Below are 25,713 nucleotides of genomic sequence, written 5' to 3' on the forward strand. Positions count from 1 at the left end.
CCTCCGCCTGCGCCGGCGCGTTGACGATCACGCAGCTCCTCCCCCGGAGTCCGCTTTTTCGAAGGGAAAGAACATGAAGAAGCTGTGGGCAACCGCGGCTGTCGCCGCGTCCCTGGCCGGTCTCGCGATCGCCTCCGCCCCCCAGGCCCTGGCCCTCGGCGACGACAGCGGCACCACCTCCGCCAGCGGCAACGGCGCCTCGCAGGAGTTCGGCAACTCGGCCACGTTCGGTGACATGAGCCCCCAGCTCTCGCTGGTCCAGGGTTCGCTGAACAAGCCCTGCATCGGCCTGCCGGCCAAGCTCAACACCGCTGCGAGCCCCGGCCCCGGCGCGCTGCTCCAGGACGCCCCGATCCTGTCCTCGTCGCAGAACCAGCAGTGCGTCGAGAACTCCACCCAGGCCAAGGGCGACGACGCGCTGTCGCACATCCTGGACGACATCTCGCTGCTCTCGGCCAACGGCGCGCAGAACGGCTGAGCCGCCGCCTCTGACAGTCCGCGAACGGCGGGTCACCGGAATTCCGGTGGCCCGCCGTTCCCGTGCGTCACGCGCGGTAGAGGTCCTCGATCTCCCGCGCGTACCGGGCCGTCACCGCGTGCCGTTTCACCTTCAGGGACGGTGTGAGCAGCCCGTTGGCCTCGCTGAACTCGCCGTCGACCAGGGCGAAGGCCCGGATCGACTCGGCGCGCGAGACGGCCTCGTTGGCGTAGTCGACGGCCCTTTGCACGTCTGCGCGCATCCGGGGGTCGCGGGCGAGCTCGGACAGCGGGGTGTCGGCGGGCAGCCCGCGCACGGACAGCCAGTGGGCGACGGCGTCGGGTTCCAGGGTGATCAGGGCGGCGACGAAGGGACGCTTGTCGCCGACGACCAGGCACTGGCCGACCGGGGCGCGGCTGCGCAGCCGGTCCTCCAGGACGGCCGGGGAGACGTTCTTGCCGCCGGAGGTGATCAGCAGGTCCTTCTTGCGGCCGGTGATGGTGAGGTAGCCGTCCTCGTCGAGGGCGCCGAGGTCTCCCGTGGCGAACCAGCCGTCGGTGAGGACCTCGGCCGTGGCGGCGGGGTTGTTCCAGTAGGAGTGGAAGACGACCCGGCCCTTGATCAGCACCTCGCCGTCGTCGGCGATGCGGACGGCGGTGCCGGGGACGGGCCGGCCGACGGTGCCGGGCCGGGGTTCCAGAGGGGGGACGAGGGTGGCGGCGGCGGTGGTCTCGGTGAGGCCGTAGCCCTCGTAGACGATGATGCCGGCGGCGGCGAAGAAGAGGTTGAGGGTCCGGTCGAGGGGGGAGCCGCCGCTGATGGCGTAGCGCATGCGGCCGCCGAGTTCGTTGCGGACACGGCGGTAGACCAGCAGGTCGTACAGGGCCCAGGCGGCGTAGAGGCCGGGGCCGGGGCCCTTGCCCCGGCCGACGAACTTCTCCAGGTACGCCTCCGCGAAGCGCACGCCGACGCGTTCGGCGCGGTCGAAGGAGGCGCCGCGGCCGATCTTCTCGGCGGTGGCGCGGCCGGTGTCGTGGATGCGCTCGAAGAGGTAGGGGACGCCGACCAGGAAGGTGGGCCGGAACTCCTTGAGGGCGGGGCGGAGTTCGTCGGGCTTGACGCTGGGGAAGTGGCCGACCTCGATACGGCCCGTGAGACAGGCGATCTGGAGGGTGCGGCCCATGATGTGGGCGAGCGGGAGGAAGAGAAGGGTGGAGGCGGTCTCGTCGGTGACCTCCTTGAAGATCGGGTACAGCAGTTCGAGGAGGTTCCCGGCCTCGGCGTGCAGGTTGGCGTGGGTGAGCACACAGCCCTTGGGGCGGCCGGTGGTACCGGAGGTGTAGCAGAGGGTGGCGGTGGTGTCGGGGGTGAGCGCCTCGCGGCGCTTGGTCACCTCCTCGTCGGGGAGGTCCCGGCCGAGGGCGGTGAGCTCGGTGACGGCGTCGGCGTCGAGTTCGAGGATCCGCGGGGGCAGGGGGTGGTGGGCCGTGCCGGTCCGCACGGTGGCCGCGTTCTCGGCGTTCTCGACGACGACGAGGCCGGCGCCCGAGTCCCGGACGATCCAGTCGACCTGGTCGGCGGAGGAGGTGGCGTAGACCGGGACGGTCTGGCCGCCGGCCGCCCAGACGGCGAAGTCCAGCAGGGTCCACTCGTAGCGGGTGCGGGACATCACCGCGACCCGGCCGCCCGGTTCGAGCCCGTGGGCGATCAGGCCCTTGGCGGTGGCGGTGACCTCGGCGGCGAACGCGGCGGCAGTGACCGGGTGCCAGCCGTCGGCCCGTCTGCGGCGCAGGACCACCGCGTCGGGGGCCTCGGCCGCGTTGGTGAAGGGAAGGTCGGCGGTGCTGCCGGTGGTGGGCGGCTCCACCAGGGGCGCGGTCCGTGCCTCGCGTACGGTGCCGGAGGCGTCCCTGACGATTTCGACCCGGGTGCGGGCGGCCAGGTCGGTGCGCTGCTTCGCCCGTTTCAGATCCTTGCGTACGCCCATGACGGCTCCCGGTCGCGGTGCGGCTGGCAGGTGCTGGGCAGTCAACTTACTCGCAGGTAAGAAAAATTCAACCGCTGTGTCCGGGCCATGCGGACCGGGGCGGGCGGGACTCAGCCGCTCGCCGGGGCCGGCTCGTCGCCGCCGTCCGCGGAGCCCGCCCGCGCTGCCTGGTCGATGGCGGCCGCGAGCTCACGGACGTCCTCGTCCTCCGTCCGGTCCGCCAGGGCGTGGGCCCGCTCGGACAGTTCGGCCAGGGACGGGGCGGCCGGCAGGGGGGTCTCCGCGCGGCGCAGGACATCGGCGAAGTAGGCGGCCGTCGCCGTGACCTGGAAGCGGACCGGTGCGTCGGCGAGGCCGTCGTGCAGGGCCCCGGTCGCCAGCCGGCCGGAGGTCTCGTGCGGGGTGCGCGTGTCGGGGTCGAGCCAGCGGACGGTGGCGGTGGCGAGCGGGCCCTGGGCACCGGGCCTGGTGCGGACGGCGTACAGGGCGGTGACGGTGTGGCCGGGGCCGACCTCGCCGCCGTCGACGCGGTCGTCGCGGAAGTCGTCGTCGGCGACCGCGCGGTCGTCGTAGCCGACGAGGCGGAAGTCGGCGACCGTCTCGGGGTCGAAGGCGACCTGGGCCTTGGCGTCGCGGGCGGTCAGCTCGATGTTCCGCGGGAGTTCCGCGCAGAAGACCTCGCGGGCGTCCTGCTCGGTCGACACGTAGGTGGTGTGGCCGTCGCCCTTGTCGGCGAGGCGTTCCATCAGGGCGTCGCCGTAGTCGCTGCCGACGCCGACGCCGAACAGGGTGATGCCGTGTTCGCGGCGGGCGGTGCCGATGCGTTCCAGGATCGCGTCGGCGTCCGTGTCACCGGTGTTGGCGAGGGCGTCGGAGACCAGGACGACCCGGTTGGTGGCGCCCTCGCGCAGGCCGTCGACGGCGGTGGCGTAGCCGGTCTCGACGCCGGCTCCGAGGTTGGTGGAGTCGGTCGGCTCCAGGCTGTCGACGGCGTCGTGGACGCGGCCGCGGTGGCCGCCGAGGCGGGTCATCGGCAGGACGGTCTCGGCCTTGTCGCTGAAGGTGACGACGGCGACGGAGTCGTCGTCGCGGAGGCGGTCGGTCATCGTGCCGAGGGAGTGCCGGGCGAGGTCCAGCCGGCCCGGCTCGCCCATCGAGCCGGAGACGTCGATCACGAAGGTGAGGGCGGCGGGCGGGCGTTCGGACTCCTCGGTGGCGCTGCGTGTGGCGAGGCCGACGCGGACCAGGGACCAGTCCCCGGCGCCGGTGCGGGCGCCGTCGACGGTGACCGAGAAGCCGTCGCCGTCGGGGCGTTCGTAGTCCTGGCGGAAGCTGTTGACGAACTCCTCGGGGCGGATCGTCGACGGGTCGGGCAGCGCGCCGTCGGCGAGGGTGCGGCGGGCGTAGCCGTAGGAGGCCGTGTCGACGTCGAGGGCGAAGGTGGAGAGGTGGTCCGGGGCCGCCGTCCGGCCGTCCTCGTCCGTGCGGGGCGCGCTCGGGGCGGGGAAGGCGTCGCTGCGGCGGGCCGCGCCGTCGCTCGCCTCACCGCCGGAGGAGTCCCCGGCGCCGCAGCCGGTGAGGAGGAGCGCGGTGACCGCCGCGCAGGCGAGCAGTGCCGGTGTCCGTCGGGTCTTCATGTGCCGGGCCCCCTGTGTCCGTCGATGTATGTGACGGTGACGGGACAGGAGGCCGGAACGTGCGGCACGGGGGGTTGCGGATGGGTCTCGAACAGGCCACGAGGGCGGGGCGCCGAGACCGGAGGGTGATCCTCCGTCGGCCTACGACACCACGTCCTTGCGGGCGAATCCCCGGAAGGCCAGGGCGAACAGCACGAGGGCGTATGTCACGGAGACCGCCGTGCCCTGGAGCATGCCGGACCACTCCGGGGCGGGCTGGACGGCGTCGGCCCAGGCGAACTGCCAGTGCGCGGGCAGGAAGTCGCGCCAGTCGCCGAGGGCGGTGACGGCGTCCAGGACGTTGCCGACGATGGTGAGGCCGACCGCGCCGCCCACCGCGCCGAGGGGCGCGTCGGTCCTCGTCGACAGCCAGAACGCGAGTCCTGCGGTGACCAGTTGGGAGACGAAGACGTACCCGACGACGATCACCAGCCGCTGTGCCGCCGTCCCCGAGTCGAGCGAGCCGCCGGTGGGGAGTTCCAGCGGCCCCCAGCCGTAGGCGGCGGTGCCGACGGCGAGGGCGACGACCGGCAGCAGGACCATCGCGGCCAGGCTGAGGCCCAGGCCGACGACGAGCTTGGACCACAGGAGCCGGGCCCGGGGCACGGGTGCCGCGAGGAGGTAGCGCAGGGAGGACCAGCCGGCCTCCGAGGCCACCGTGTCCCCGCAGAACAGGGCGACGGGGATGACCAGCAGGAAGCCCGCCGAGACGAACAGGTTGACCGCGGCGAAGTTGGCGCCCGAGGCGGTCGCCGTGTCCATCAGGGTCAGCTGGTCGTTGCGGCCGCCCGGCTCGCCGCCGATGGCGAAGGCGACGAGCAGGACGAACGGCAGGGCGGCGAGGATGCCGCCCATGACGAGCGTGCGGCGGCGCTTGAGCTGGCGGACCAGTTCGACGCGCAGGGGCAGGGTGCGGCCTGCCTGGTAGCCGGAGGCGACCTCGGTGAGCGTGCTCATGCGGAACCTCCGATCAGGGTGAGGAAGGCGTCCTCCAGGCGGCGGTGCGGGCCGACCGACTGCACGGGCACGTCGAGCCGTACGAGGTCGGCGACCAGGCGCCGGGCGGTGCCGTCCGCGCCGAGCCGTACCAGCAGGCCTTCGTCGGTGCGTACGGCGGAGGCGACGCCGGGCAGCGCGGCCACCTTCTCCACGACCGGCTCCTCCACGGGTGCGGCGGTGCCGACGAGGAGGGTGTCGCCGGAGCCGACGATCTCGCCGACCGGACCGGCCTGGACCAGTCGTCCCCGGTCCATGACCACGAGGTGGGTGCAGGACTGCTCGACCTCCGCCAGCAGGTGGCTGGAGACGATCACCGTGCGTCCGGCCGCCGCGTACCGGATCATCACCTCGCGCATCTCGCGGATCTGCGGCGGGTCGAGGCCGTTGGTCGGCTCGTCGAGGATCAGCAGGTCGGGCAGGCCGAGCATGGCCTGGGCGATGGCCAGGCGCTGGCGCATGCCCTGGGAGTAGGTGCGCACCGCGCGGGCGAGGGCGTCGCCGAGGCCGGCGATCTCCAGGGCCTCGTCGAGGTGGGCGTCCTCGGCCGGGCGGCCGGTGGCCTGCCAGTACAGCTCCAGGTTCTCCCGGCCGGTGAGGTGCGGCAGGAAGCCCGCGCCCTCGACGAAGGCGCCGACCCGGGAGAGGACGGGGGCGCCCGGGCGGATGGCGTGGCCGAAGACGCGGATCTCGCCGTCGTCGGGCTTGATGAGGCCCATCAGCATGCGCAGGGTGGTCGTCTTGCCGGCCCCGTTGGGGCCGAGGAGACCGAGCACCTGGCCCTTGTCCACGCGGAAGGAGAGGTCGCGGACGCTGTAGCGGTCGCCGCCCGCGTACTTCTTGCTCAGGCCGCTGATCTGGAGCGGGACCTCGGCCAGCTCCGGGTCGGGGGCGGGGGTGACGGTACGGCGGCGGCCGGTCAGGAGCAGCGCCAGGGCGAGGCCCGCGCCGGCGAGGGGCAGCCACCAGACCCAGGACGGGAGGGGGGCGGCCGCGGTGGTCACGGCGGGGGCGGTGGGCACCTTCAGGTCGCTCTTCAGGGAGACCGTGTACGTCGCCGGCGCCACCGGGGAGGCGTAGCCGAGGTCGGTGGAGGCGAGGACCAGGCTCAGCCGGTGGCCGTCCTCGATGTCGTGGTCGATCGCCGGGAGGGTGATCGTGACGTCCTTGCCGCTCCTGGCGCCCTCGACGCGGACCGGCGAGACCAGCTGGGAGGGCAGTTGCCGGCTGCCGCCGGGTCCGACGTCGTACACCTTGGCGAAGAGCACGGCGTCGTCGCTCGTGGACTTCACGTGGACGGTGACGGTGGGGGATCCGGTGATCCGCAGGTCGCCGGTGACCGGCGCCGACTGGAAGGCCGCGTACTGGCCGGGGAAGTCGAGCGAGACGCCGACGCCGAACGCCGAAAGCCGGCCGAGACTGGAGCCGCCCAGGCCGGGCAGGGCGGAGAGGGCGGGCGGGCTGGCTCCGGCGGGGTTGTCGAAGCTCTGCTCGCGGCCGGTCAGCCTGATCGTCCTGCGGTCGTTCGCCAGACCCGCGTAGGAGTCCGCGCTCGCGCCGCGCAGCGGGATCGTGCCGTCGGTGGAGTCGACGCCTCCGGTGCGGGTGACGCGGAAGGCCGGGCCGGTGTCGACGCCCTTGTCGCCCTTGAGGTAGCGGTCGAACCACGTGGTCACCCGGGCCTGCACACGGCTGGTCTCCAGGTTGCCGCCGTCGTGGCCGCCCGCGATCCAGTCGACGTCCACGGGCGCGCCGTTGGCGCGGATCGCCTTCGCCGCCGCGTCGGCCTGGGCGAGGGTGAAGAGGGAGTCGGCCTGGCCCTGCACGAGCAGGGTGGGCACCTTGATGCGGTCGGCGACGGCGGAGGGCGAGCGCTCCTCGAGGAGTTCACGGGCGGCGGCGTCCGGGGTGCCGGACTCGGCGACCCGGTTGTACATCGCGCACAGCGCGGGCTCGAACTTGTCGCAGCCGCCGGCGGTGTTGAAGAAGATGCCGGTCCACAGCTTCTTGAACACGTCGTCGGGGAACAGGGCGTCCGCGAGGTTCCAGTACGTGATCGACGGGGCGATGGCGTCGACGCGGTCGTCGTACCCGGCGGCGAGCAGGGAGATCGCGCCGCCGTAGGAGCCGCCGGCCACGCCGACGCGCGGGTCGCCCTTCTCGTCCAGCTGGACCAGGGGCTGCCCGGCGAGCCAGTCGATCAGCCGGGAGACGTCGGCCACCTCGCCCTCGGGATCGTTCAGGCCGATCTTGCCGGTGGACCTGCCGAAGCCGCGCGCCGACCAGGTCAGGACCGCGTACCCGTCGCGGGCGAGGTCCTCGGCCTGCTGCCGCAGGTCGTCCTTGGTGCCGCCGAAGCCGTGGCCGAGGAGGACGGCGGGGCGGCGGCCGGCGTCGGCGGAGGTGTAGTACGAGGTGTCGAGCCGCACTCCGTCGACGTCCATGACCCGGTCGGCGCGGCGCACGGTCCGCGTGTCGTCGGAGGAGGCCGCGGCCGCCCACGTACCGGCACCGGCGAGTACGACGACGGCGGCCGCCGCGGAGACGATCCGCCGCGGCCGCCGCGGTCCTCGCAGACCGGGCAGTCGAAGATCCATGCTTCAACGGTACGGGGTCAACCTGTCGGGGAGTTGTCGACCGAAGACCGAACTCGACGCCCTCCCCGGGGCGTACGTGACCCCCCGCGCGTACACCAGCCGCGGTACACACCCGCTCTTCCGTCCCACACGTCCCAGTGATGCGCAGTCCAGAAGTGCTTCTGGTGGAGAATTTCCCTCCCTGCCATACTGTCCGGCACCTGAGCACCTGCCGATGAAGGCGGAGACCGACTCAATGACAGGTGGCACTCCCATACCTGGGTCCGGACATCTGGACGACCGCCAGCGCCGCGTACACCGAAGTCCGGTTCTCTTCACCACACCGGTCGTTCTGCTCGCCGTATTGACCGTCATGGCGCTCTGGGAAACGATCAGGGGAAATATCACGGGGCCTTCCGGAAACCATTGGCCGTGGCGACTCGCGCTCCTCGACCAGGAGGCTCTGTCGAGCCTGCTCGCGGTCTCCCTGGGCTTCGTGTTCGCTCGCGCCCAGTTCGCCCGGGCGGTACGGCCGATCATCGGCTGGAACGGCTATGTCAGCAGCGACCTGCCCACCATGAACGGCAGGTTCGTTTGGGTCGTGGGAATCCGGAACGGCGGAATGCACAGCGGCGCCCTGGAGAGCCTCGAATACCATGTGCAGCCCAAAGGCGAAATGACCCCCGCCGCGGACATTCAATGGCAGGGATACGAAGCCACCGTCACCGAACTCGAAGCGCTGGGCCTGCGCCTCGGGAAGGATTTCGATCTCAACGCTCTCGGCGCCGGAACGCCGATCGGTGTCACCACCGACCGCGACGGTCTGTACGCCGTCCGCCTTTCCGTACCGGCGCTCTCCCTGCTCGACAACTTATACATCCGCATACGAGTGACCGACGCCGTAGGAGACACCCATGAGCGAATCCTCCACTGCCTCCGGGCAGCCGAGGTCGAAATCCGCAGCGCCGTGGCCGCCGCAGAAGGATCGTGACGAGGTGCCGTCCCCGCCCGAACGGGGCCGCTCGAGGCGGGCGCCGCTCACCGCGGCGAGCGGGCCGGGAAGCGGAACGGAGGCCGGGGATGACGGAAGGCACTGGGTCGTCACCTTCAATTCCTGCATCTGAGGACCGCGGCACTGCTCCTGTCACCCAGGCCCTGCGCCAGTTCGTGGTCAAGGTGCACAGCCGCTGCGATCTCGCGTGCGACCACTGCTACATCTACGAGCACGCCGACAGCAGCTGGCGCGGCCGACCGTCGGTCATTCCCTTCCCCGTCGTCGCCCGGACCGCCGAGAGGATCGCCGAGCACGCCGCCGCACACGGGCTGGACACCGTGCACGTCGTCCTGCACGGAGGCGAACCGCTGTTGGCCGGACCGGCGCGGTTGCACGCCATCGCGGCGGAGTTCCGTTCCGCGCTGTCCGGCCACTGCCGACTCGACCTGCGCCTCCAGACGAACGCCGTACGCCTCGACGAGCGTTTCTGCGAGCTCTTCCTGGAACACGACATCAAGGTCGGTGTGTCACTGGACGGCGACCGGTCGGCGCACGACCGCCACCGCCGGTTCCGGGACGGCCGCGGCAGCCATCACCACGTCCTGCGGGGGTTGCGGCTGCTCGACGAGCCGCGCTACCGGCATCTCTTCGCGGGCCTGCTGTGCACCGTGGACACGCGGAACGACCCGCTGCGGGTCTACTCGGCCCTGCTGGCGGCGGCCCCTCCCCGGGTGGACTTCCTGTTCCCGCACGCCACCTGGGACCAGCCTCCCGCTCGTCACGACGGCCGACCGGCTCCCTATGCCGACTGGCTGATCGCGATCGCCGACGAATGGTTCACGACCGGCCGCCCGGTGCCGGTGCGGCTCTTCGAATCCATCCTCAGTCTGCTCGCGGGCGGCCCGAGTTTCGTGGAGTCCACGGGGACGACCTCCGTCGACCACGTGGTGATCGAGACGGACGGCACCATCGAACAGGCGGACTCCCTCAAGACGGCCTACGAAGGGGCGCCGGAGACGGGGATGGACGTCTTCTCGCACAGTCTCGACGACGTCTCCGACCATCCCGGTCTCCGGGAACGCAGACGGGGACTCCCGGATCTGTGCGCCACGTGCCGATCGTGCCCGTTGGTTCAGGTCTGCGGCGGCGGACTCTACGCCCACCGCTTCCGCTCCGGCCACGGCTTCGACAACCCGTCGGTCTACTGCCGCGACCTGACCGAACTGATCACCCACTTCCAGCAGCGTTTCCAGCACTGACGCGGGAGAGGTCCTCATGCGGAAGCTCGGCAGTCCTCCGTACCGGCCGGCCGTCGACGAGGCGACGCTCACCGAGGAGTTCCGCGCCCTCGGCATCGGTCCCGGCGGAGTCGTCATCGCGCACGCCTCGCTGCGCAGCCTGGGGCCGGTGCGGGGCAACAGCCGGACGGTGCTGCGAGCGCTCCGTGCCGCGCTGGGGCCCGAAGGCACTCTCGTGGTGCCCACCTTCACCCCGGAGAACTCCGACACGTCCCGCGTCTACCGGCGGCGCGTGCGAGGGCTGACCCCCGAGCAGGTGGCGGAGCTGCGGGAGCGCATGCCCGCCTTCGACCGCCGGCGCACCCCGGCCCTGTCGACGGGACGGCTCGCCGAGGAGGTGCGCACGCATCCCGAGGCGTTGCGCAGCGCTCATCCGCAGACGTCGTTCGCGGCTGTCGGTCCGCTGGCCCGGAAGATCGTCTCCGGGCACTCGCCGGGGTGTCACCTCGGCGAGTGCTCGCCCCTGGCCCGGCTGTACGACGAGGGCGCCCAGGTACTGCTCCTGGGGGTGGGATTCGCCTCCTGCACCGCGTTCCACCTGGCCGAGTACCGGGTGCCGGACCGGCCCACGCAGGAGTACCACTGCGTGATCCGGATCGGCGGCGAACGGACCTGGTGGAGCTATACGGACGTGGCGCTGGACGACAGCGACTTCGCGGAGCTTGGTCTGTCGTTCGAGCGCAGCGGGGCCTTGGTCAGGACCGGCCCAGCGGGGCGCACCACGGCCCGGGTGTTCGGCATCCGGGAGGCCGTCGACCACGCGGTGACGTGGCTGCCCTCCCGCCGCCCGGGCCGCGGCACGTGACTCAGACCCGCGCGTCCTCCGGGAGGGTCACCAGCCAGCGGGTGTCGGGGCGGGGGCGGAGGTAGAGGACCCAGTAGAGGGTGGCGGCGGCGGTGATGCCGCCGGTCCACACGAGGTAGCTCGTCTCCTGCTGGGTGAGGATGTAGCCGAGGACGACGATCAGCAGGACCGGTACGACGGGCCACAGGGGCATGCGCCAGGCCGGGACGTGCCGGTGGTGGCCGCGGCGGGAGAGCAGGGCGGCCACCGCGACGAGCAGGTACATGCCGGTGACGGAGACGCCGGTGACGCCGTAGAGGGTGTCCAGGTTCACGAAGCAGAGCGCGGCGCCGGGGACGCCGACGGCGAGGGTGGCGACCCAGGGGGAGCCGAAGCGGCCGAGCTTGGCGAAGACGTTGTTGACGGGCTCGGGCCAGGCCTTGTCGCGGGCGGAGGCGAACAGGACGCGGGAGTTCTGGATGACCATCACGATGCCGGCGTTGATGATCGCGAGGGCGACGCAGAGGCTGACGAAGGTGCCGACGGCGGAGTTGGACCAGGCGGTGACCATGGAGCCGATGTCGCCGCCGGTGAGTTCGGCGAGGTCGGAGGCGCCGAAGGTGATGGCGACGACCGGGACCAGGATGATCACCGAGGAGATGGCGAGGGTGGCGAGGACCGTGCGGGCGACGTTGCGGCGCGGGTGCTCCAGTTCCTCGGAGAGGTAGACGGCGGTCGAGAAGCCCTGGGTGACGAAGAGGGCGATGGCGAGGCCGGAGACGACCAGCAGGGCGGTGACGGTGTCGGTGCCCCCGTCGGCGCCCGCGACCTGCATCGAGACCAGGCTGCCGGGGCCGCGGTGGCCGTGGGCGAAGCCCAGGACCGCGACGACCGCGGCGGCGATGACCTCCAGGACCAGGAAGACGCCGGTGATCCAGGCGTTGGCGCGCAGGTCCAGCAGGCCGGCCAGGGTGGCGAGCAGCATGACGCCGGCGCCCGCGAGGGAGGGGTCGAGGTGGACGATCGGGGCGAGGTAGTCGGCCGTGCCCATCGCGATCACCGGCGGGACGATCATGACGACCAGGAGGGACAGGACGAAGACCAGCCAGCCGGCGAGGCGTCCGGCCATCGTCGACACCATGGCGTACTCGCCGCCCGCGCTGGGGATGAGGGTGCCCAGCTCCGAGTAGCAGAACGCCACGGCGATACAGAGGAGCGAGCCGATCGCGATCGTGAGGGCGGTCGCGGTGCCGAGCGAGCCGAACAGGTCCGGGACGACGACGAAGAGGGTGGAGGCGGGGGTCACGCAGGACAGCGTGAGGAGGGTGCCGCCGACGACTCCGATGGAGCGCTTGAGCTTCTGGGGACTGTCGGGCGCCTGAGGGAGGGCGGTCTCGACAGGGCGGAGCGTGTCGGTCATGCGGCGGTTCCGATCGACTCGTGCGGCGGGGTGAGGGGCGGGAGCGCTATCGCCTCCGGCGGCTTCGGTCGTACGTGCTTCGTCCGCTCCCGGCGGCTGCATGGAATCCCGACGGAAACCGCTGCGTCAATAGGTGTTTGCCTACGGAATCCGTAGATCAAAGAGGGCCTGACACGCGTTTACGGCACTCCGGCTAAGCCTGTCAGCCCTGGCGGGCCATACGGGAACCGCACCCCGGGCGGCAAAAAAACGTCAGGCCGTCCGGAATCCGGACGGCCTGACGCCTGGTGGGTGGGGCTCAGTGGTTGCGCGGGAAGCCCAGGTCCACGCCCGCGGGGGCGTCGGCCGGGTCGGGCCAGCGGGTGGTCACGACCTTGCCGCGGGTGTAGAAGTGCGTGCCGTCGTTGCCGTAGATGTGGTGGTCGCCGAAGAGGGAGTCCTTCCAGCCGCCGAAGCTGTGGTAGCCGACGGGGACCGGGATCGGGACGTTCACGCCGACCATGCCGGCCTCGATCTCCAGCTGGAAGCGGCGGGCGGCGCCGCCGTCCCGGGTGAAGATCGCGGTGCCGTTGCCGAACGGGGAGCTGTTGATCAGCGCCACGCCCTCTTCGTAGGTGTCGACGCGCAGCACGCACAGCACCGGGCCGAAGATCTCGTCCTGGTAGGCCTTCGCCGTCGTGGGCACCTTGTCCAGCAGCGAGATGCCGATCCAGTGGCCGTCCTCGAAGCCGTCCACCGTGAAGCCGGTGCCGTCCAGCACCACCTCGGCGCCCTCGGAGGCCGCGTCGGTGACGTAGGAGGCGACCTTGTCGCGGTGCACCTTCGTGATCAGCGGGCCCATCTCGGAGGCCGGGTCGTTGCCGGGGCCGATCTTGATCTTCTCGGCGCGCTCGCGGATCTTCTCCACCAGTTCGTCGCCGATCGCGCCCACCGCCACGACCGCGGAGATCGCCATGCAGCGCTCTCCGGCCGAGCCGTAGGCGGCGGAGACGGCCGCGTCGGCGGCCGCGTCCAGGTCCGCGTCCGGCAGGACCAGCATGTGGTTCTTGGCGCCGCCCAGCGCCTGGACGCGCTTGTGGTTGGCGGAGGCCGTGGTGTGGATGTAGCGGGCGATCGGGGTCGAGCCGACGAAGGAGACGGCCTTGACGTCCGGGTGCTCCAGGAGCCGGTCGACGGCCACCTTGTCGCCGTGGACGACGTTGAAGACGCCGTCCGGGAGACCCGCCTCGGCCAGCAGCTCGGCGATCTTGATGGACGCCGACGGGTCCTTCTCGCTCGGCTTCAGCACGAAGGTGTTGCCGCACGCGATGGCCATCGGGAACATCCACATCGGGACCATCGCCGGGAAGTTGAACGGCGTGATGCCCGCGACGACCCCGAGCGGCTGGCGGATGGACGACACGTCCACCCGGCTCGCGACCTGCGTCGACAGCTCGCCCTTCAGCTGCACGCTGATCCCGCAGGCCAGGTCCACGATCTCCAGACCGCGGGCCACCTCGCCCAGCGCGTCGCTGTGCACCTTGCCGTGCTCGGCGGTGATCAGCTCAGCGATCGCGTCACGGTTGGCGTCCAGCAGCGCGCGGAAGCGGAAGAGGATCTCCGTGCGCTTGGCCAGCGAGGACTGGCCCCAGGTGACGTAGGCGTCCTTGGCGGCCGCCACCGCCGCGTCGACCTCGTCGACGGAGGCGAACGCGACCTTGGTGGTGACCGCGCCGGTCGCCGGGTCGGTGACCGGCCCGTACGTACCCGACGCGCCTTCGACGGTCTTGCCGCCGATCCAGTGGTTGACGATCTTCGTCATGACCGAGTACTCCTTCACAGATGGCGGCGTCGGGTGGAGACGTGCCGTTCGTACAGCTCTCGTGCCTTCACCGCGGACGGTCGGGTCGCGGTCTCGGCCACAGGTACATCCCACCAGGCCTGCGCCGGCGGCGGGCCCGACACAGTGTCGGCCGTTTCGGTCTCGACGTAGACACAAGTGGGAGTGTCGGCGGCGCGCGCCTCGGCGAGGGCCTCGCGCAGCTCGCGGACGGTCTTCGCGCGCAGCACGCGCATGCCCAGGCTCGCCACGTTGGCGGCCAGGTCGACGGGGAGCGGCGCGCCCGTGAAGGTGCCGTCCTCCGAGGTGAAGCGGTAGGCGGTGCCGAACCGCTCACCGCCGACGGACTCCGAGAGGCCGCCGATCGAGGCGTAGCCGTGGTTCTGCACGAGCAGGATCTTGATCGCGATCCCCTCCTGCACGGCCGTCACGATCTCCGTCGGCATCATCAGATACGTGCCGTCGCCGACCAGCGCCCAGACGTTCCGCTCGGGCGCGGCCATCTTCACCCCGATGGCCGCCGGGATCTCGTACCCCATGCAGGAGTAGCCGTACTCCAGGTGGTACTGGTCCTTCGAGCGTGCCCGCCACAGCTTGTGCAGATCGCCGGGGAGCGAACCGGCCGCGTTGATGATCACGTCCGACTCGTCGGCCAGGGCGTCGAGGGCGCCGAGCACCTGCGGCTGCGTCGGGCGTACGTCGGGCTCGTCGGCCTCGTAGCAGGCGTCGACGCGCTGCTCCCAGCGCTCCTTGTCCTCGCTGTACTCGCTGACGTACGCGTCCGCGACCCGGTGGCCGTGCGTGCGCAGGGCCGCCGTCAGCTCCGCCAGGCCGCTGCTGGCGTCCGCGATCAGCGGCTGTCCGGCGAGCTTGTGGCCGTCGTAGGGGGCGATGTTGAGGTTGAGGAAGCGGACGCCCTCGCCCTGGAACAGGGTGCCCGAGGCCGTGGTGAAGTCGGTGTAGCGGGTGCCGACGCCGATGATCAGGTCCGCGGTGCGGGCCAGCTCGTCGGCGGTCGCGGTGCCGGTGTGGCCCACCCCGCCGACGTCCTGGGGGTGGTCGTGGCGCAGGGAGCCCTTGCCGGCCTGGGTGGAGGCGACCGGGATGCCGGTGGTCTCGGCGAACTCGGCGAGGGCCTCCTCGGCGCGGCTGTGGTGGACACCGCCGCCCGCGATGAGGAGGGGCCGCTTCGCCGAGCGGATCGTGCGGACGGCCTCGGCCAGCTCGTTCGGATCGGCGCCCGGACGGCGTACGACCCAGGTGCGCTCGGCGAAGAACTCCTCGGGCCAGTCGTAGGCCTCGGCCTGGACGTCCTGCGGCATCGCGAGGGTGACCGCGCCGGTCTCCACCGGGTCGGTGAGGACCCGCATGGCCTGGAGGGCCGCCGGGATCAGGGCCTCCGGCCGGGTGACCCGGTCGAAGTACTTCGACACCGGGCGCAGCGAGTCGTTGACCGACACGTCGCCCGCGTACGGGACTTCGAGCTGCTGGAGCACCGGGTCGGCGACGCGGGTCGCGAAGATGTCGCCGGGCAGCAGCAGGACCGGGAGGTGGTTGACGGTGGCCAGGGCGGCGCCGGTGACCAGGTTGGTCGCGCCGGGGCCGATGGACGTCGTCACCGCGTGGGTGGAGAGCCGGTTGGACTGGCGGGCGTAGCCGACCGCGGCGTGCACCATCGACTGCTCGTTGCGGCCCTGGTGGAACGGCATGTCGTCGCCGTACTCGATCAGCGCCTGGCCGAGGCCGGCGACATTGCCGTGGCCGAAGATGCCCCAGGTCGCGCCGATCAGCCGCTGCCGTACGCCGTCGCGCTCGGTGTACTGGGCGGCGAGGAAGCGCACCAGCGCCTGGGCCACTGTGAGCCTGATGGTCATCGGTAACCCTCCGTGTGGTCCGGGTGGAAGCAGATCCGCCACTCGCGGTTCTCTCCGGGGCCCGCCATGACGTTCAGGTAGTACATGGCGTGGCCGGGCTGGGCGATCGACGGGCCGTGCCAGCCGTCGGGGACGAGGACGGCGTCGCCGGAGCGGACCTCGGCGAGGACGTCGGAGCCGCCCTCACGCGAGGGGGACACGCGCTGGTATCCGAAGCCGTTCGGTCCGTCGATCTCGAAGTAGTAGATCTCCTCGAGCTCGGCCTCCTCGCCCGGCCGGTGCTCGTCGTGCTTGTGCGGCGGGTACGAGGACCAGTTGCCGCCGGGGGTGATCACCTCGACGGCGATCAGCCTGTCGCAGTCGAAGGCGTCGGCGGAGGCGAAGTTGCGCACCAGACGGGCGCAGGTGCCGCTGCCGCGTTCCTCGACGGGGACCTCCGGCGCGGGGCCGTAGCGGGCGGGGAGTCGTCGCTCGCACTTCGCTCCTGCCAGGGCGAAGCGGCCTCCCGCGCCGGAGGCGATCGTGACCCGGGCGTCGCGGGGAACGTACGCGAAGTCGGAGACCGACGCGAACACGCTTTCCCTGCCCAGGAGTTGGAACTCTTTTCCGTCTGTTTGCACGGTACATCCGCCTTCGAGGGGAAGCACGATCCACTCGCTCTCACCGGTGGTGAGGGTGTGGGTGCCGCCCGGTTCGAGCGCGACGATCCGCAGGCTGCTATAGGTCCAGCCGGCCCTCTCGGGGCCGATGTCGAGAACATGGTCCGCGTCGGCGGTCGTACCGCGCGCGAGGTACAGGTCGTTGCTCATGCGGCCCTCACAGCAGTCCTACGGCGGTGTCCACGGCGCCGGCGACGTCCCCGTCCGCCGGGTACAGCAGCGACCGGCCGACCACCAGGCCCCGGACGGTGGGCAGTTGCAGCGCCCCGCGCCACTTCTCGTACGCCCCGTCCTGGTCGTCGCCGACCTCGCCGCCGAGCAGCACGGCCGGGAGGGTGGAGGTCTCCATGACCTCGGCCATGTCGTCGGGGTTGTCGGTGACCGGGACCTTCAGCCAGGTGTAGGCGGAGGTGCCGCCCAGGCCGGAGGCGATGGCGATCGACCGGGTGACGGCCTCGGCGGAGAGGTCGTTGCGCACCTTGCCCTCGGGGGTGCGGCGGCTGATGAACGGCTCGACGAACAGGGGCAGTCCGCGGGCGGCCATGTCGTCGATCGCGCGGGCCGTGGACTCCATGGTGGTGAGGGAGCCCGGGTCGTCGTAGTCGATCCGCAGGAGCAGCTTGCCCGCGTCGAAGTTCAGGCGCTCGATGTCCTCGGGGCGGTGGCCGGTGAAGCGGTCGTCCAGTTCGAAGACGGCGCCCTGGAGGCCCCCGCGGTTCAGGGAGCCCATGACGACCTTGCCTTCGAGGGCGCCGAGGAGGAGCAGGTCGTCCAGGATGTCGGCGGTCGCGAGGACACCGTCCACGCCGGGCCGGGACAGCGCGAGCACGAGACGTTCGAGCAGGTCGGCGCGGTTGGCCATGGCCAGCTTGCGGTCTCCGACGCCGAGCGCGCCCCGGGCGGGGTGGTCGGCGGCGACGATCATCAGCCGGCCGTTGTCGCCCAGCAGCGGTCTGCGGGGACGGCGGGCGGCGGCCTCGGCGATCGCCTCGGGGTGCCGCGCGCGCAGCCGGACGAGTTCGGGGATGTCGACGGTCACAGGACGGCTCCCGCCTCGATCGCCGCCGCCACTTCGTCCGCCGTCGGCATCGCGGAGGAGCACTCCAGCCGGGAGGCGACGATCGCGCCCGCGGCGTTGGCGTGGCGCATGGTCTTCTCCAGGTCCCAGCCGGCGAGCAGGCCGTGGCAGAGGGAGCCGCCGAAGGCGTCGCCGGCGCCGAGCCCGTTGAGGACGTTCACCGGCAGCGGCGGGACCTCGGCGGACTCGCCCCCGCTGTGGACGGCGAGGACACCCTTGGGCCCCTGCTTGACGACGGCGAGCTCGACGCCGGCGTCCAGCAGCGCCTGGGCGGCGGCCCGCGGTTCGCGCACCCCGGTGGCGACCTCCACCTCGTCGAGGTTGCCGACGGCGACGGTGGTGTGCTTCAGGGCCTCGGTGTAGAAGGGGCGGGCCGCGTCCGGGTCGCTCCAGAACATCGGCCGCCAGTCGAGGTCGAAGACGGTGGTGCCGGCCTTGGCGCGGTGGGCGAGGGCGGCGAGGGTCGCCGTACGGCTGGGCTCCTCGCTCAGGCCGGTGCCGGTGACCCAGAAGATACGGGTCTCGCGGACGGCGTCGAGGTCCAGCTCGTGGGCGTCGATCTCCAGGTCGGGCGCCTTGGGCCTGCGGTAGAAGTAGAGCGGGAAGTCGTCCGGCGGGAAGACCTCGCAGAAGGTGACCGGGGTCGGCAGTCCGGGGACCGGGGTGACCCAGCGGTCGTCGACGCCGAAGCCGCGCAGGGCCTCGTGCAGATAGGTGCCGAAGGGGTCGTCACCGGTGCGGGTGATCACCGCGGTGGACCGGCCGAGACGGGCCGCGGCCACCGCGACGTTCGTCGCCGAGCCGCCCAGGAACTTCCCGAAGGACGTGACCTGCGGGAGCGGCACACCCGTCTGCAGCGGATAGAGGTCCACCCCGATCCGCCCCATGGTGATCAGGTCGTACGCCATCGAGTTCCCTTCAGTGTCGGCTCCGGCCCGTGCGGCTCGGCCCCGTCCGGTGTGTGCCACCGGTCGGCGGCCGCCTGGCGGCTGTCCCCGTGTCGGCTCTCCACGGCTTTGTAGTCCCGTCCGCGCCACCCTGTCAATAGTTTGTCCAGACATTCGGACCAGCCCTTGACACCCCTCCGGGGAGCCCCCACGCTGGCGCCCATGACGTCGTTGTCACCTCAGTCCTCACTTTCCCGCATCCGGATCGGATCGGCCCCCGACAGCTGGGGCGTCTGGTTCCCGGACGACCCCGCCCAGGTCCCCTGGCAGCGCTTCCTCGACGAGGTCGCGCAGTCCGGCTACGAGTGGATCGAGCTGGGCCCCTACGGCTATCTGCCGACCGACCCGGCCGTGCTCACCGAGGAAACGGCGAAGCGCGGTCTGAAGGTGTCGGCCGGCACGGTGTTCACCGGCCTGCACCACGGCGAGGCCGTCTGGGACAAGACCTGGGCGCACGTCGCGGACAACGCCGTGCTCGCCCAGGCGATGGGCGCCAAGCACCTGGTCGTCATCCCGTCCTTCTGGCGGGACGACAAGACCGGCGAGGTGCTGGAGCCCGACACGCTCACGCCCGAGCAGTGGCGCAACCTCACCTCGCTGACCGAGCGGCTCGGCAAGGAGGTGCGGGAGCGGTACGGGCTGCGGATCGTCGTCCACCCGCACGCCGACACCCACATCGACAGCGAGGAGAACGTCACCCGGTTCCTCGACGGCACCGACTCCGACCTCGTCTCGCTGTGCCTGGACACCGGGCACTACGCGTACTGCGGCGGCGACAGCGTCAAGCTGATCGAGACCTACGGTGAGCGGATCGGGTATCTGCACCTCAAGCAGGTGGACCCGGAGATCCTCGCCGACGTGCGGGCCAAGGGGACGCCGTTCGGGCCGGCCGTGGCGCAGGGCGTCATGTGCGAGCCGCCCGCGGGGGTGCCCGCGCTGGGGCCGGTGCTGGAGGCCGCCGGGAAGCTGGACGTGGACCTGTTCGCGATCGTCGAGCAGGACATGTACCCCTGCGAGCCGGACAAGCCGCTGCCCATCGCCCAGCGGACGCGGGCGTTCCTGAGGTCCTGCGGGGCGTAGGCCGCACACCGCCCGCCGCATGCCGTCCGGCGGCGGAGGCGGGCCGGCCGCCAACGGAGACGGGACGGTCGCGGCGCAGGCGGGACTTTCGGAACACCCCTTAACGGCGCCGCCGTGCCGTAGCACCATGGGTGCCCATGACGCCGAGCGCGGTACGCACCCGGTCCGGGCGGGGACCCGGGGGATCCTGGGAGTTCGCCACGGCGGCCGCCCATCCCCGGCTGCGGCCGGGGGTGATCGGCTATCGCGGGATCAGGCTCGCCATGACGCGGCCCCGGCGACGGCTGGAGACACCCATCGGGGCCACGACGCTGCTGCTGGGGTTCGACCAGCCGGTCCGCATCACCCGGGCGGGCCGGGATCCGGACACCCTGGTGTCCGTGTACTGCGGGCCCACCACCACGCCGGCCGTCGGGGAGCACGGCGGACGGATCTCGGGCGTCGAGGTGCTGCTCGCGCCCTGGGCCGCCTTCACCCTGTTCGGCACGCCCCAGCACGAACTCGTCAACCGCACCGTCGACCCCGACGACCTCCCGCACGCCCTGGCCACGCCGCTGCGTGAACTCGCCGCCGCGCTGGCCGCGCTGCCGGGCTGGGCGGAGCGCTTCGGGCTGCTCGACGAGGTGTTCACCCGGTGGCGGGAGGCCGGTACGCCGAGTTCGGAGCGGGTGGTGCGGGCCTGGTCGCTGCTGGTGCGGACGGACGGCGCGATACCGGTGCCCCGGCTGGCCGCGGAGGTCGGCTGGAGCGTGCGGCAGCTGGAGAACCGTTTCCGTGAGCAGATCGGGCTCGGCCCGAAGGCGGCGGCCCGTGTCCTGCGGCTGCAGCGCGCCCGACGGCTGCTGACGGCGGGCCGGAGCGCGGCGGAGACCGCGGCCCTCTGCGGCTTCTACGACCAGGCCCATCTCAGCGGTGAGTTCAAGGCGATGACGGGCTGTACGCCGATGGAGTTCACCCGGGCCAGGAGGCTTCCGGTGCCGGTGTCACCGGCGATGGACCGGATGGCGGGGGAAGCCACGAGCCTGGTGCTGCCGGCCCGGCCGTACGACGGGTCCGGACCGGGTGCGCATTTCTCCAAGACCCGGCGCTTCGGCTGAATACAGGCTGGAGTCCTGCCAGTTGATCCGGTTGCTCCGGGGGACGGCGGGGATCGGGGCCGGGCCGGGCCCGTCGCAGCGGGCCCGGCCCGCCCTGCCGACACCTCCGGCGGCACCTGTCAAGGAGCCCGCCGCAGATCCCGCGCATTCGTTTGCGTCACTTCTGTCACAAACACCCGCTTCCTGTCACACATGTCGCGAGTACGCGGGTTTCCCGTCACACGCACTCGACAGCCGCTTGCGCATGGTCGCTCCACGTCGTTCACCGGACACAGGCTGGTGATCGCCAGCGCAGCGCCGGGCTCCCCCGGGCGGCCTCCCGGCCGCCGCCCCCGCGCGCGCAGGGAGGTGCGACTCATGACCGACCGAAGGCTCTGGTCCTACAAGGAGATCGCGGCGCACATCAAGGTGCAGCCGGACACCGTGCGGTCCTACCGCAAGCACGGACTGCTGCCCGCACCCGACCACGTCGAGGGCGGCAAGCCCTACTGGTACGCCGACACCGTCCGCACCTGGGTCGCCTCCCGGCCGGGCAACCGGGGACGCAGACCCGCCTGATCCCCCGGCCGGCACCACGGCGCCGTGCCCGCGGCGGGGCGGGCACGGCGGCGTCCGCGCGGAGGCCGGCGCTCAGGCCCACGGCTCGATGACGGTGACCCCCGCTCCCGGGGCCGTCCCCAGCGCCGCCAGCGCCTCCGGTACGGCGTCCAGTGCGATCGTCGAGGTCACGAGCAGGTCGGGACGCAGGACGCCGGCCCGGACCGCCTCCAGCATCCGCGGGTAGGTGTGCGCGGCCATGCCGTGGCTGCCGAGGATCTCCAGCTCCAGGGCGATGGCACGGGCCAGCGGGACGGGGGTCGTGCCGTCCGCCGAGGGCAGCAGTCCGACCTGGATGTGGCGGCCGCGGCGGCGCAGGCCGTTGACCGAGGCGGCGCAGGTGGCGGGCGAGCCGAGGGCGTCGAGCGAGAGGTGGGCGCCGCCACCGGTGAGCTCGCGGACCGCCTCCGCCGTGTCCGGTACGCCCGTCGCGTCCACACACTCCGCCGCGCCGAACGTCCGCGCGAGGTCCAGGGCTCTCGGCGACACGTCCACCGCCACCACCCGGGCCCCGCTCGCCGCCGCGATCATCACCGCGGACAGGCCGACGCCGCCGCAGCCGTGCACCGCCACCCACTCCCCCGCCGCGACCCGGCCCTGCTGCACGACCGCCCGGAACGCGGTGGCGAACCGGCAGCCCAGGGAGGCGGCGGTGGCGCCGGACAGACCGTCCGGGATCGCGACCAGGTTCACGTCGGCGTGGTCCAGGGCCACGTACTGGGCGAAGGAGCCCCAGTGCGTGAAGCCGGGCTGGGTCTGCCGCTCGCACACCTGGTGGTCGCCGGCCGCGCAGGACGGGCAGTTCCCGCAGGCGCACACGAAGGGGACGGTGACCCGGTCGCCGGGACGCCACCTGGTGACCCGGTCGCCGACCTCCTCGACGGTTCCGGCGAGTTCATGGCCGGGGACGTGCGGGAGGGTGATGTCGGGGTCGTGCCCCATCCAGCCGTGCCAGTCGCTCCGGCAGAGGCCGGTGGCCTCCACGCGGACGACCACTCCCCCGGGGGCCGGCCGGGGGTCGGGCAGCTCGCGTACCTCAGCGGGTGCGCTGAACCGCTCGAAGACCACCGCTCGCATCCGTGCTCTCCTCACCGTCTCCGTCCGCCGGCTCATCGTGGCCGGTCGGGTCCACGGGGCGGAGCCGCATCCTGTCACGTCCCGCGTCCGAGGAGGGTTCCCCGCCCCCCTCGCTCAGTCCGAACCGCTCGTGGAGGCGCCGCAGGGGCGCCGGCGCCCACCAGGTGGCCCGGCCCGTGAGCCGCATGATCGCCGGGACCAGGAGGCTGCGGACCACCATCGCGTCCATCAGCACCGCCAGGGCGATGCCCAGGCCGAGCATCTTGGTGTTGGTGACCCGCGAGGTGCCTATCGCGACCATCACCACGGCCAGGATGACCGCCGCCGCCGTGATCAGCCCGCCCGTGCGCTGCAGGCCGAGGCGGACCGCGCGCTCGTGGTCGCCGGTGCGGTCGTACTCCTCCTTGATGCGGGAGAGCAGGAACACGCCGTAGTCCATGGAGAGACCGAAGGCCACGCAGAACATCAGGACCGGGAGGGTGGTCTCTATGGAGCCGGTGCCGGTGAAGCCGAGCGGCCCGGAGAGGTGGCCGTCCTGGAAGACCCAGACCACCGCGCCGAACATCGCCGTCAGGCTGAGCGCGTTGAGCAGCACCGCCTGGAGCGGGATGAGCACGCTGCCGGTGAGGAGGAAGACCAGGAGGAGGGTGACGACGGCGACGAAGGCCCCGGCCCAGGGCAGCTGGGCGCCTATGGCGTGCCGGGAGTCGACCAGGACGGCCGCCGTGCCGGTGACCTTGGTGTCGAAGGGGGCCTTCAGGGCGCGCAGGTCTCCGACCAGGTCCTGTGCCGCGTCGTCGACGGCCTCGCCCTCGGGCTGCACCGTGAAGTACGCCGCGTCGCCGTGCACCAGCGGGCCGTCGACCCGGGCCACCTCGGGGAGCGCCGCGATCCGTTCCTTGTAGGCGGCGTACTGCGGCCCGGTCGCGCCGCCCTCGGCGAGGATCTCCAGGCCGCCGCCCGGGCTGCCCGGGAAGCCGTCCCTGATGTGCTGCTGCACCACGTGGGACTCGGCGGAGGACGGCAGCTGGCGGTCGTCCGCCGTGCCGAACTTCACGCCCGTGAAGGGCAGGCCGAGCAGGACGAGCACGGCGGTCGTCCCCAGGGCGAAGAAGGGGGCCCGGCGCATGACCAGGTCCGCCGTGCGGGCCCAGCCCCTTCCGCCTTCCGACGGGGCCGCACCCTCGGCCGTGCGGCCCTCCGCGCCCGCGGAGCCGGACTCCTTCCGCCTTCTGCGGAACGCCCGGCGCAGATCGAGGGAGTTGACCCGCTCGCCGAGCAGGACGAGTGCGGCCGGGAGCAGGATCAGGGCGGCCCCCGCGGCCAGCAGGACCACCGCCATACCGGCGTAGGCGAAGGAGCGCAGGAAGTACTGGGGGAAGACGAGCATCGCCGCCAGGGACACGGCGACCGTGAGAGCGGAGAACAGGACCGTGCGCCCGGCCGTGCGCAGGGTGGTGCCGATCGCGGTGCGCGGCGCGGCGCCGGTGGCCAGTTCCTCGCGGAAGCGGCGGACGATGAACAGCGCGTAGTCGATGGCGAGCCCCAGTCCGAGGGCCGTGGTCAGGTTCATCGCGAAGATGGAGACGTCGGTGAACGCGGTGAGGCCGCTGAGGATCGCGTTGGTGCCCAGGATCGCGACGATGCCGATGCCGAGCGGCAGCAGGGCGGCGATCGCGCTGCCGAAGACCATCACCAGCAGCACCAGCGTGATCGGCAGGGCGATCATCTCGGCGCGGGTCAGGTCCTCCTGGATGGTCTTCTGCATTTCGTGCCGCACCGCGACGATGCCGCCGATCCTGACCTTCACCGGGCCGTGCTCGCCCCGGAAGGAGGGGGCGATGCGGTCGAGGGTCTCCCCCATGGTCTTCTCGTCGCCGGTGATGCGGGCCGCGATCAGCGCCTCGTGTCCGTCCTCGGCGCGCAGGGCGGGAGCCTGCGTGGCGTCCGCCCGCCAGTAGGAGCCGACGCCCACGATCCCCTTCTGGGCGGCGAGGCGGGCGGTCAGCCGGTCGGCCTCGGCCCTGACCGCCGGGTCGTCCACCGAGGCACCGCCCGAGTCGACGAGCAGCAGCAGATTGGGCTGGGAGCCGGGGAACTCGCGCTCCAGCGCCTTGGTCGCGTAGGTGGACTGCGCGGCCGGGTCCTCCCAGCCGCCGCTGCCGAGCCGGTCGGCGACACCGCTGCCGGCCAGCACCGCGAGCAGGGTGAGCACCAGGGCCGCGAGCAGGGTCAGCCTGGGCCGGGCGGTCACGAACCGGGTCCACCCGCCGGGACGGGGTGGGCTGTTGACTTCGGTCATGGTGCGGTGTCCCCTTCACCCTGCAAGCAGTCGTGAAAACCGTAAAATGGCGAACACGAGATAGCGCTCGCGTTTCTGGGTTCCAGAATGCGAGCGACCTCTCGCGTTTGTCAACCGCGTTCGAAGAGCTGGGGATGACGCGTGCCCGAGAACCAGGAGAAGGAGCAGCCGCGCCGCCGTCAGGCGCGCGGCGAGCGGCGTATCGCACAGCTGCTGGAGGCCGCGGCCACCGTCTTCACCAGCAGCGGCTACACCGCCGCGAGCACCAACGCCATCGCCCGCGAGGCCGGCGTCTCACCGGGCACGCTGTACCAGTTCTTCCCGAACAAGGAAGCGATCGCCATCGAGCTGGGCGACCGGCTCATGCACCGGATGCGCGAGACCTACGGCGAGGCGCTCGCCCCGGTGGACCCGGAGACCTCGCTGGAGGAGGCGGTCGGCGCGGCCGTCGACCGGTTCATCGCCTTCAACTGCGACCACCCGGTGTTCTTCGCCCTGATGCACGGCTCCGACGTGCCGGGCCGCTTCACCGAGGACCACGAGGCGCTGCACGCGACGCTGGTCTCCCGCATCGAGGGCCTGCTCTCCTCGTTCCTGCCCGACGCGCCACCCGCCGACCTGACGCGCACCTCGCACATGTGTCTCGGCCTGTACAAGGCGGGCCTGGAGCTGATCCTGGCCCACGAGGGCGCCGAGCGCGCCGCCTACGTCGAGGAGCTGAAGAGCGTCCTGATCCGCTATCTGCAGCCGCTGGTCGGCGACCGCCTGGGCAGGAGCCCCGCGGCCACCGCGACCTCCTGAGCACCCCGCGGCCACCGCGACCCCGCGAGCGCCCTTCGACCCGGCGGCCGTCACCACGCCGAAGCACCCCTCGGCCCCGCCCCCCCGGCGGCGGCGGGCTCCTCCGGACGAGCGTCCCGGACTGCGATACGGGACGTAGCTACATAAGGTGCCCGTAAATCTCCGGGCGCCTC

Annotated in this window: 19 protein-coding genes and 1 pseudogene; 8 read left to right on the plus strand and 12 right to left on the minus strand. The window is 72.1% G+C overall.

Features of this window, described 5'->3' with window-relative positions; all coding sequences use genetic code 11:
• Window positions 1-73 precede the first annotated feature (73 nt).
• On the plus strand, window positions 74-478 hold the full coding sequence (locus ACFY2L_RS05590; protein ID WP_390660015.1) for a rodlin: 405 nt from the start codon (window positions 74-76) through the stop codon (window positions 476-478).
• A 67-nt stretch (window positions 479-545) separates the two neighbouring features.
• On the opposite strand, the gene ACFY2L_RS05595 is transcribed toward ACFY2L_RS05590, so the two are convergent.
• From ACFY2L_RS05595 to ACFY2L_RS05610, 4 genes are all read right to left on the minus strand, one after another.
• Window positions 546-2,465: an AMP-dependent synthetase/ligase gene (locus ACFY2L_RS05595; protein ID WP_390821557.1), complete on the minus strand. Its 1,920-nt coding sequence runs from the start codon at window positions 2,463-2,465 to the stop codon at window positions 546-548.
• Between the two features lie 110 nt (window positions 2,466-2,575).
• Complete coding sequence (locus ACFY2L_RS05600) at window positions 2,576-4,102, minus strand: von Willebrand factor type A domain-containing protein (protein ID WP_390821558.1); 1,527 nt, start codon at window positions 4,100-4,102, stop codon at window positions 2,576-2,578.
• Between the two features lie 141 nt (window positions 4,103-4,243).
• Complete coding sequence (locus tag ACFY2L_RS05605) at window positions 4,244-5,098, minus strand: ABC transporter permease (protein WP_390660018.1); 855 nt, start codon at window positions 5,096-5,098, stop codon at window positions 4,244-4,246.
• Window positions 5,095-7,734, minus strand: a complete 2,640-nt coding sequence (locus ACFY2L_RS05610) for an alpha/beta fold hydrolase (protein ID WP_390821559.1) — start codon at window positions 7,732-7,734, stop codon at window positions 5,095-5,097. The genes ACFY2L_RS05605 and ACFY2L_RS05610 overlap by 4 nt, the downstream gene beginning before the upstream one ends.
• A 214-nt stretch (window positions 7,735-7,948) precedes the next feature.
• Between ACFY2L_RS05610 and ACFY2L_RS05615 the strand changes: the two genes are divergently transcribed.
• The 3 genes and pseudogenes from ACFY2L_RS05615 (at window position 7,949) to ACFY2L_RS05625 (ending at window position 10,810) form a co-directional block, all read left to right on the plus strand.
• Window positions 7,949-8,704, plus strand: coding sequence for a hypothetical protein (locus tag ACFY2L_RS05615; protein WP_390821560.1), 756 nt, complete (start codon window positions 7,949-7,951; stop codon window positions 8,702-8,704).
• Between the two features lie 89 nt (window positions 8,705-8,793).
• Window positions 8,794-9,954, plus strand: a pseudogene (locus ACFY2L_RS05620) (FxsB family cyclophane-forming radical SAM/SPASM peptide maturase); the annotation flags it as partial.
• A 28-nt stretch (window positions 9,955-9,982) separates the two neighbouring features.
• A complete protein-coding gene (locus ACFY2L_RS05625) occupies window positions 9,983-10,810 on the plus strand; it encodes an aminoglycoside N(3)-acetyltransferase (protein WP_390660021.1) in 828 nt (275 codons plus the stop codon).
• A gap of 1 nt (window position 10,811) precedes the next feature.
• On the opposite strand, the gene ACFY2L_RS05630 is transcribed toward ACFY2L_RS05625, so the two are convergent.
• The 6 genes from ACFY2L_RS05630 to iolC form a co-directional block, all read right to left on the minus strand.
• On the minus strand, window positions 10,812-12,209 hold the full coding sequence (locus tag ACFY2L_RS05630) for an APC family permease (protein WP_390660022.1): 1,398 nt from the start codon (window positions 12,207-12,209) through the stop codon (window positions 10,812-10,814).
• A 298-nt stretch (window positions 12,210-12,507) separates the two neighbouring features.
• Window positions 12,508-14,010 carry a CoA-acylating methylmalonate-semialdehyde dehydrogenase gene (gene mmsA, locus ACFY2L_RS05635; RefSeq protein ID WP_390660023.1) on the minus strand — a complete coding sequence of 501 codons (1,503 nt, stop codon included), beginning with the start codon at window positions 14,008-14,010 and terminating at the stop codon, window positions 12,508-12,510.
• Between the two features lie 14 nt (window positions 14,011-14,024).
• Window positions 14,025-15,902, minus strand: coding sequence for a 3D-(3,5/4)-trihydroxycyclohexane-1,2-dione acylhydrolase (decyclizing) (iolD, locus tag ACFY2L_RS05640; RefSeq protein WP_390821561.1), 1,878 nt, complete (start codon window positions 15,900-15,902; stop codon window positions 14,025-14,027).
• Window positions 15,899-16,711: a 5-deoxy-glucuronate isomerase gene (iolB, locus tag ACFY2L_RS05645; RefSeq protein WP_390821562.1), complete on the minus strand. Its 813-nt coding sequence runs from the start codon at window positions 16,709-16,711 to the stop codon at window positions 15,899-15,901. Before iolB ends, iolD begins: the two co-directional genes overlap by 4 nt.
• A gap of 7 nt (window positions 16,712-16,718) precedes the next feature.
• Entirely contained in the window at window positions 16,719-17,600 is an 882-nt protein-coding gene (locus tag ACFY2L_RS05650; RefSeq protein WP_390821563.1) for a deoxyribose-phosphate aldolase, read from the minus strand.
• Entirely contained in the window at window positions 17,597-18,547 is a 951-nt protein-coding gene (iolC, locus tag ACFY2L_RS05655) for a 5-dehydro-2-deoxygluconokinase (protein ID WP_390821564.1), read from the minus strand. Before iolC ends, ACFY2L_RS05650 begins: the two co-directional genes overlap by 4 nt.
• A gap of 201 nt (window positions 18,548-18,748) precedes the next feature.
• Between iolC and ACFY2L_RS05660 the strand changes: the two genes are divergently transcribed.
• The 3 genes from ACFY2L_RS05660 to ACFY2L_RS05670 all read left to right on the plus strand — a co-directional run bounded on the left by ACFY2L_RS05660 (window position 18,749) and on the right by ACFY2L_RS05670 (window position 21,321).
• Entirely contained in the window at window positions 18,749-19,666 is a 918-nt protein-coding gene (locus ACFY2L_RS05660) for a sugar phosphate isomerase/epimerase family protein (RefSeq protein ID WP_390660028.1), read from the plus strand.
• Window positions 19,667-19,929: 263 nt separating this feature from the next.
• Window positions 19,930-20,763 carry a helix-turn-helix domain-containing protein gene (locus tag ACFY2L_RS05665; RefSeq protein ID WP_390821706.1) on the plus strand — a complete coding sequence of 278 codons (834 nt, stop codon included), beginning with the start codon at window positions 19,930-19,932 and terminating at the stop codon, window positions 20,761-20,763.
• Window positions 20,764-21,120: 357 nt separating this feature from the next.
• Complete coding sequence (locus tag ACFY2L_RS05670) at window positions 21,121-21,321, plus strand: helix-turn-helix transcriptional regulator (protein WP_390660029.1); 201 nt, start codon at window positions 21,121-21,123, stop codon at window positions 21,319-21,321.
• Between the two features lie 72 nt (window positions 21,322-21,393).
• On the opposite strand, the gene ACFY2L_RS05675 is transcribed toward ACFY2L_RS05670, so the two are convergent.
• Both ACFY2L_RS05675 and ACFY2L_RS05680 read right to left on the minus strand, forming a co-directional pair.
• Window positions 21,394-22,437: a zinc-dependent alcohol dehydrogenase family protein gene (locus ACFY2L_RS05675; protein ID WP_390821565.1), complete on the minus strand. Its 1,044-nt coding sequence runs from the start codon at window positions 22,435-22,437 to the stop codon at window positions 21,394-21,396.
• Entirely contained in the window at window positions 22,397-24,739 is a 2,343-nt protein-coding gene (locus ACFY2L_RS05680; RefSeq protein WP_390821566.1) for an MMPL family transporter, read from the minus strand. Before ACFY2L_RS05680 ends, ACFY2L_RS05675 begins: the two co-directional genes overlap by 41 nt.
• 141 nt (window positions 24,740-24,880) lie before the next feature.
• Between ACFY2L_RS05680 and ACFY2L_RS05685 the strand changes: the two genes are divergently transcribed.
• On the plus strand, window positions 24,881-25,540 hold the full coding sequence (locus ACFY2L_RS05685) for a TetR/AcrR family transcriptional regulator (RefSeq protein ID WP_390821567.1): 660 nt from the start codon (window positions 24,881-24,883) through the stop codon (window positions 25,538-25,540).
• The last annotated feature ends 173 nt before the right edge of the window (window positions 25,541-25,713 follow it).

The sequence above is a fragment of the Streptomyces sp. NPDC001381 genome, from assembly GCF_042895685.1.
Classification (GTDB): Bacteria; Actinomycetota; Actinomycetes; order Streptomycetales; family Streptomycetaceae; genus Streptomyces.

Bases quoted from the DNA above. Each gene is read 5' to 3' on its own strand.
- ACFY2L_RS05590 (WP_390660015.1), top strand. From the start codon at position 74: ATGAAGAAGCTGTGGGCAACCGCGGCTGTCGCCGCGTCCCTGGCCGGT.
- ACFY2L_RS05595 (WP_390821557.1), bottom strand. From the start codon at position 2,465: ATGGGCGTACGCAAGGATCTGAAACGGGCGAAGCAGCGCACCGACCTG.
- ACFY2L_RS05600 (WP_390821558.1), bottom strand. From the start codon at position 4,102: ATGAAGACCCGACGGACACCGGCACTGCTCGCCTGCGCGGCGGTCACC.
- ACFY2L_RS05605 (WP_390660018.1), bottom strand. From the start codon at position 5,098: ATGAGCACGCTCACCGAGGTCGCCTCCGGCTACCAGGCAGGCCGCACC.
- ACFY2L_RS05610 (WP_390821559.1), bottom strand. From the start codon at position 7,734: ATGGATCTTCGACTGCCCGGTCTGCGAGGACCGCGGCGGCCGCGGCGG.
- ACFY2L_RS05615 (WP_390821560.1), top strand. From the start codon at position 7,949: ATGAAGGCGGAGACCGACTCAATGACAGGTGGCACTCCCATACCTGGG.
- ACFY2L_RS05625 (WP_390660021.1), top strand. From the start codon at position 9,983: ATGCGGAAGCTCGGCAGTCCTCCGTACCGGCCGGCCGTCGACGAGGCG.
- ACFY2L_RS05630 (WP_390660022.1), bottom strand. From the start codon at position 12,209: ATGACCGACACGCTCCGCCCTGTCGAGACCGCCCTCCCTCAGGCGCCC.
- mmsA (WP_390660023.1), bottom strand. From the start codon at position 14,010: ATGACGAAGATCGTCAACCACTGGATCGGCGGCAAGACCGTCGAAGGC.
- iolD (WP_390821561.1), bottom strand. From the start codon at position 15,902: ATGACCATCAGGCTCACAGTGGCCCAGGCGCTGGTGCGCTTCCTCGCC.
- iolB (WP_390821562.1), bottom strand. From the start codon at position 16,711: ATGAGCAACGACCTGTACCTCGCGCGCGGTACGACCGCCGACGCGGAC.
- iolC (WP_390821564.1), bottom strand. From the start codon at position 18,547: ATGGCGTACGACCTGATCACCATGGGGCGGATCGGGGTGGACCTCTAT.
- ACFY2L_RS05660 (WP_390660028.1), top strand. From the start codon at position 18,749: ATGACGTCGTTGTCACCTCAGTCCTCACTTTCCCGCATCCGGATCGGA.
- ACFY2L_RS05665 (WP_390821706.1), top strand. From the start codon at position 19,930: ATGACGCGGCCCCGGCGACGGCTGGAGACACCCATCGGGGCCACGACG.
- ACFY2L_RS05670 (WP_390660029.1), top strand. From the start codon at position 21,121: ATGACCGACCGAAGGCTCTGGTCCTACAAGGAGATCGCGGCGCACATC.
- ACFY2L_RS05675 (WP_390821565.1), bottom strand. From the start codon at position 22,437: ATGCGAGCGGTGGTCTTCGAGCGGTTCAGCGCACCCGCTGAGGTACGC.
- ACFY2L_RS05680 (WP_390821566.1), bottom strand. From the start codon at position 24,739: ATGACCGAAGTCAACAGCCCACCCCGTCCCGGCGGGTGGACCCGGTTC.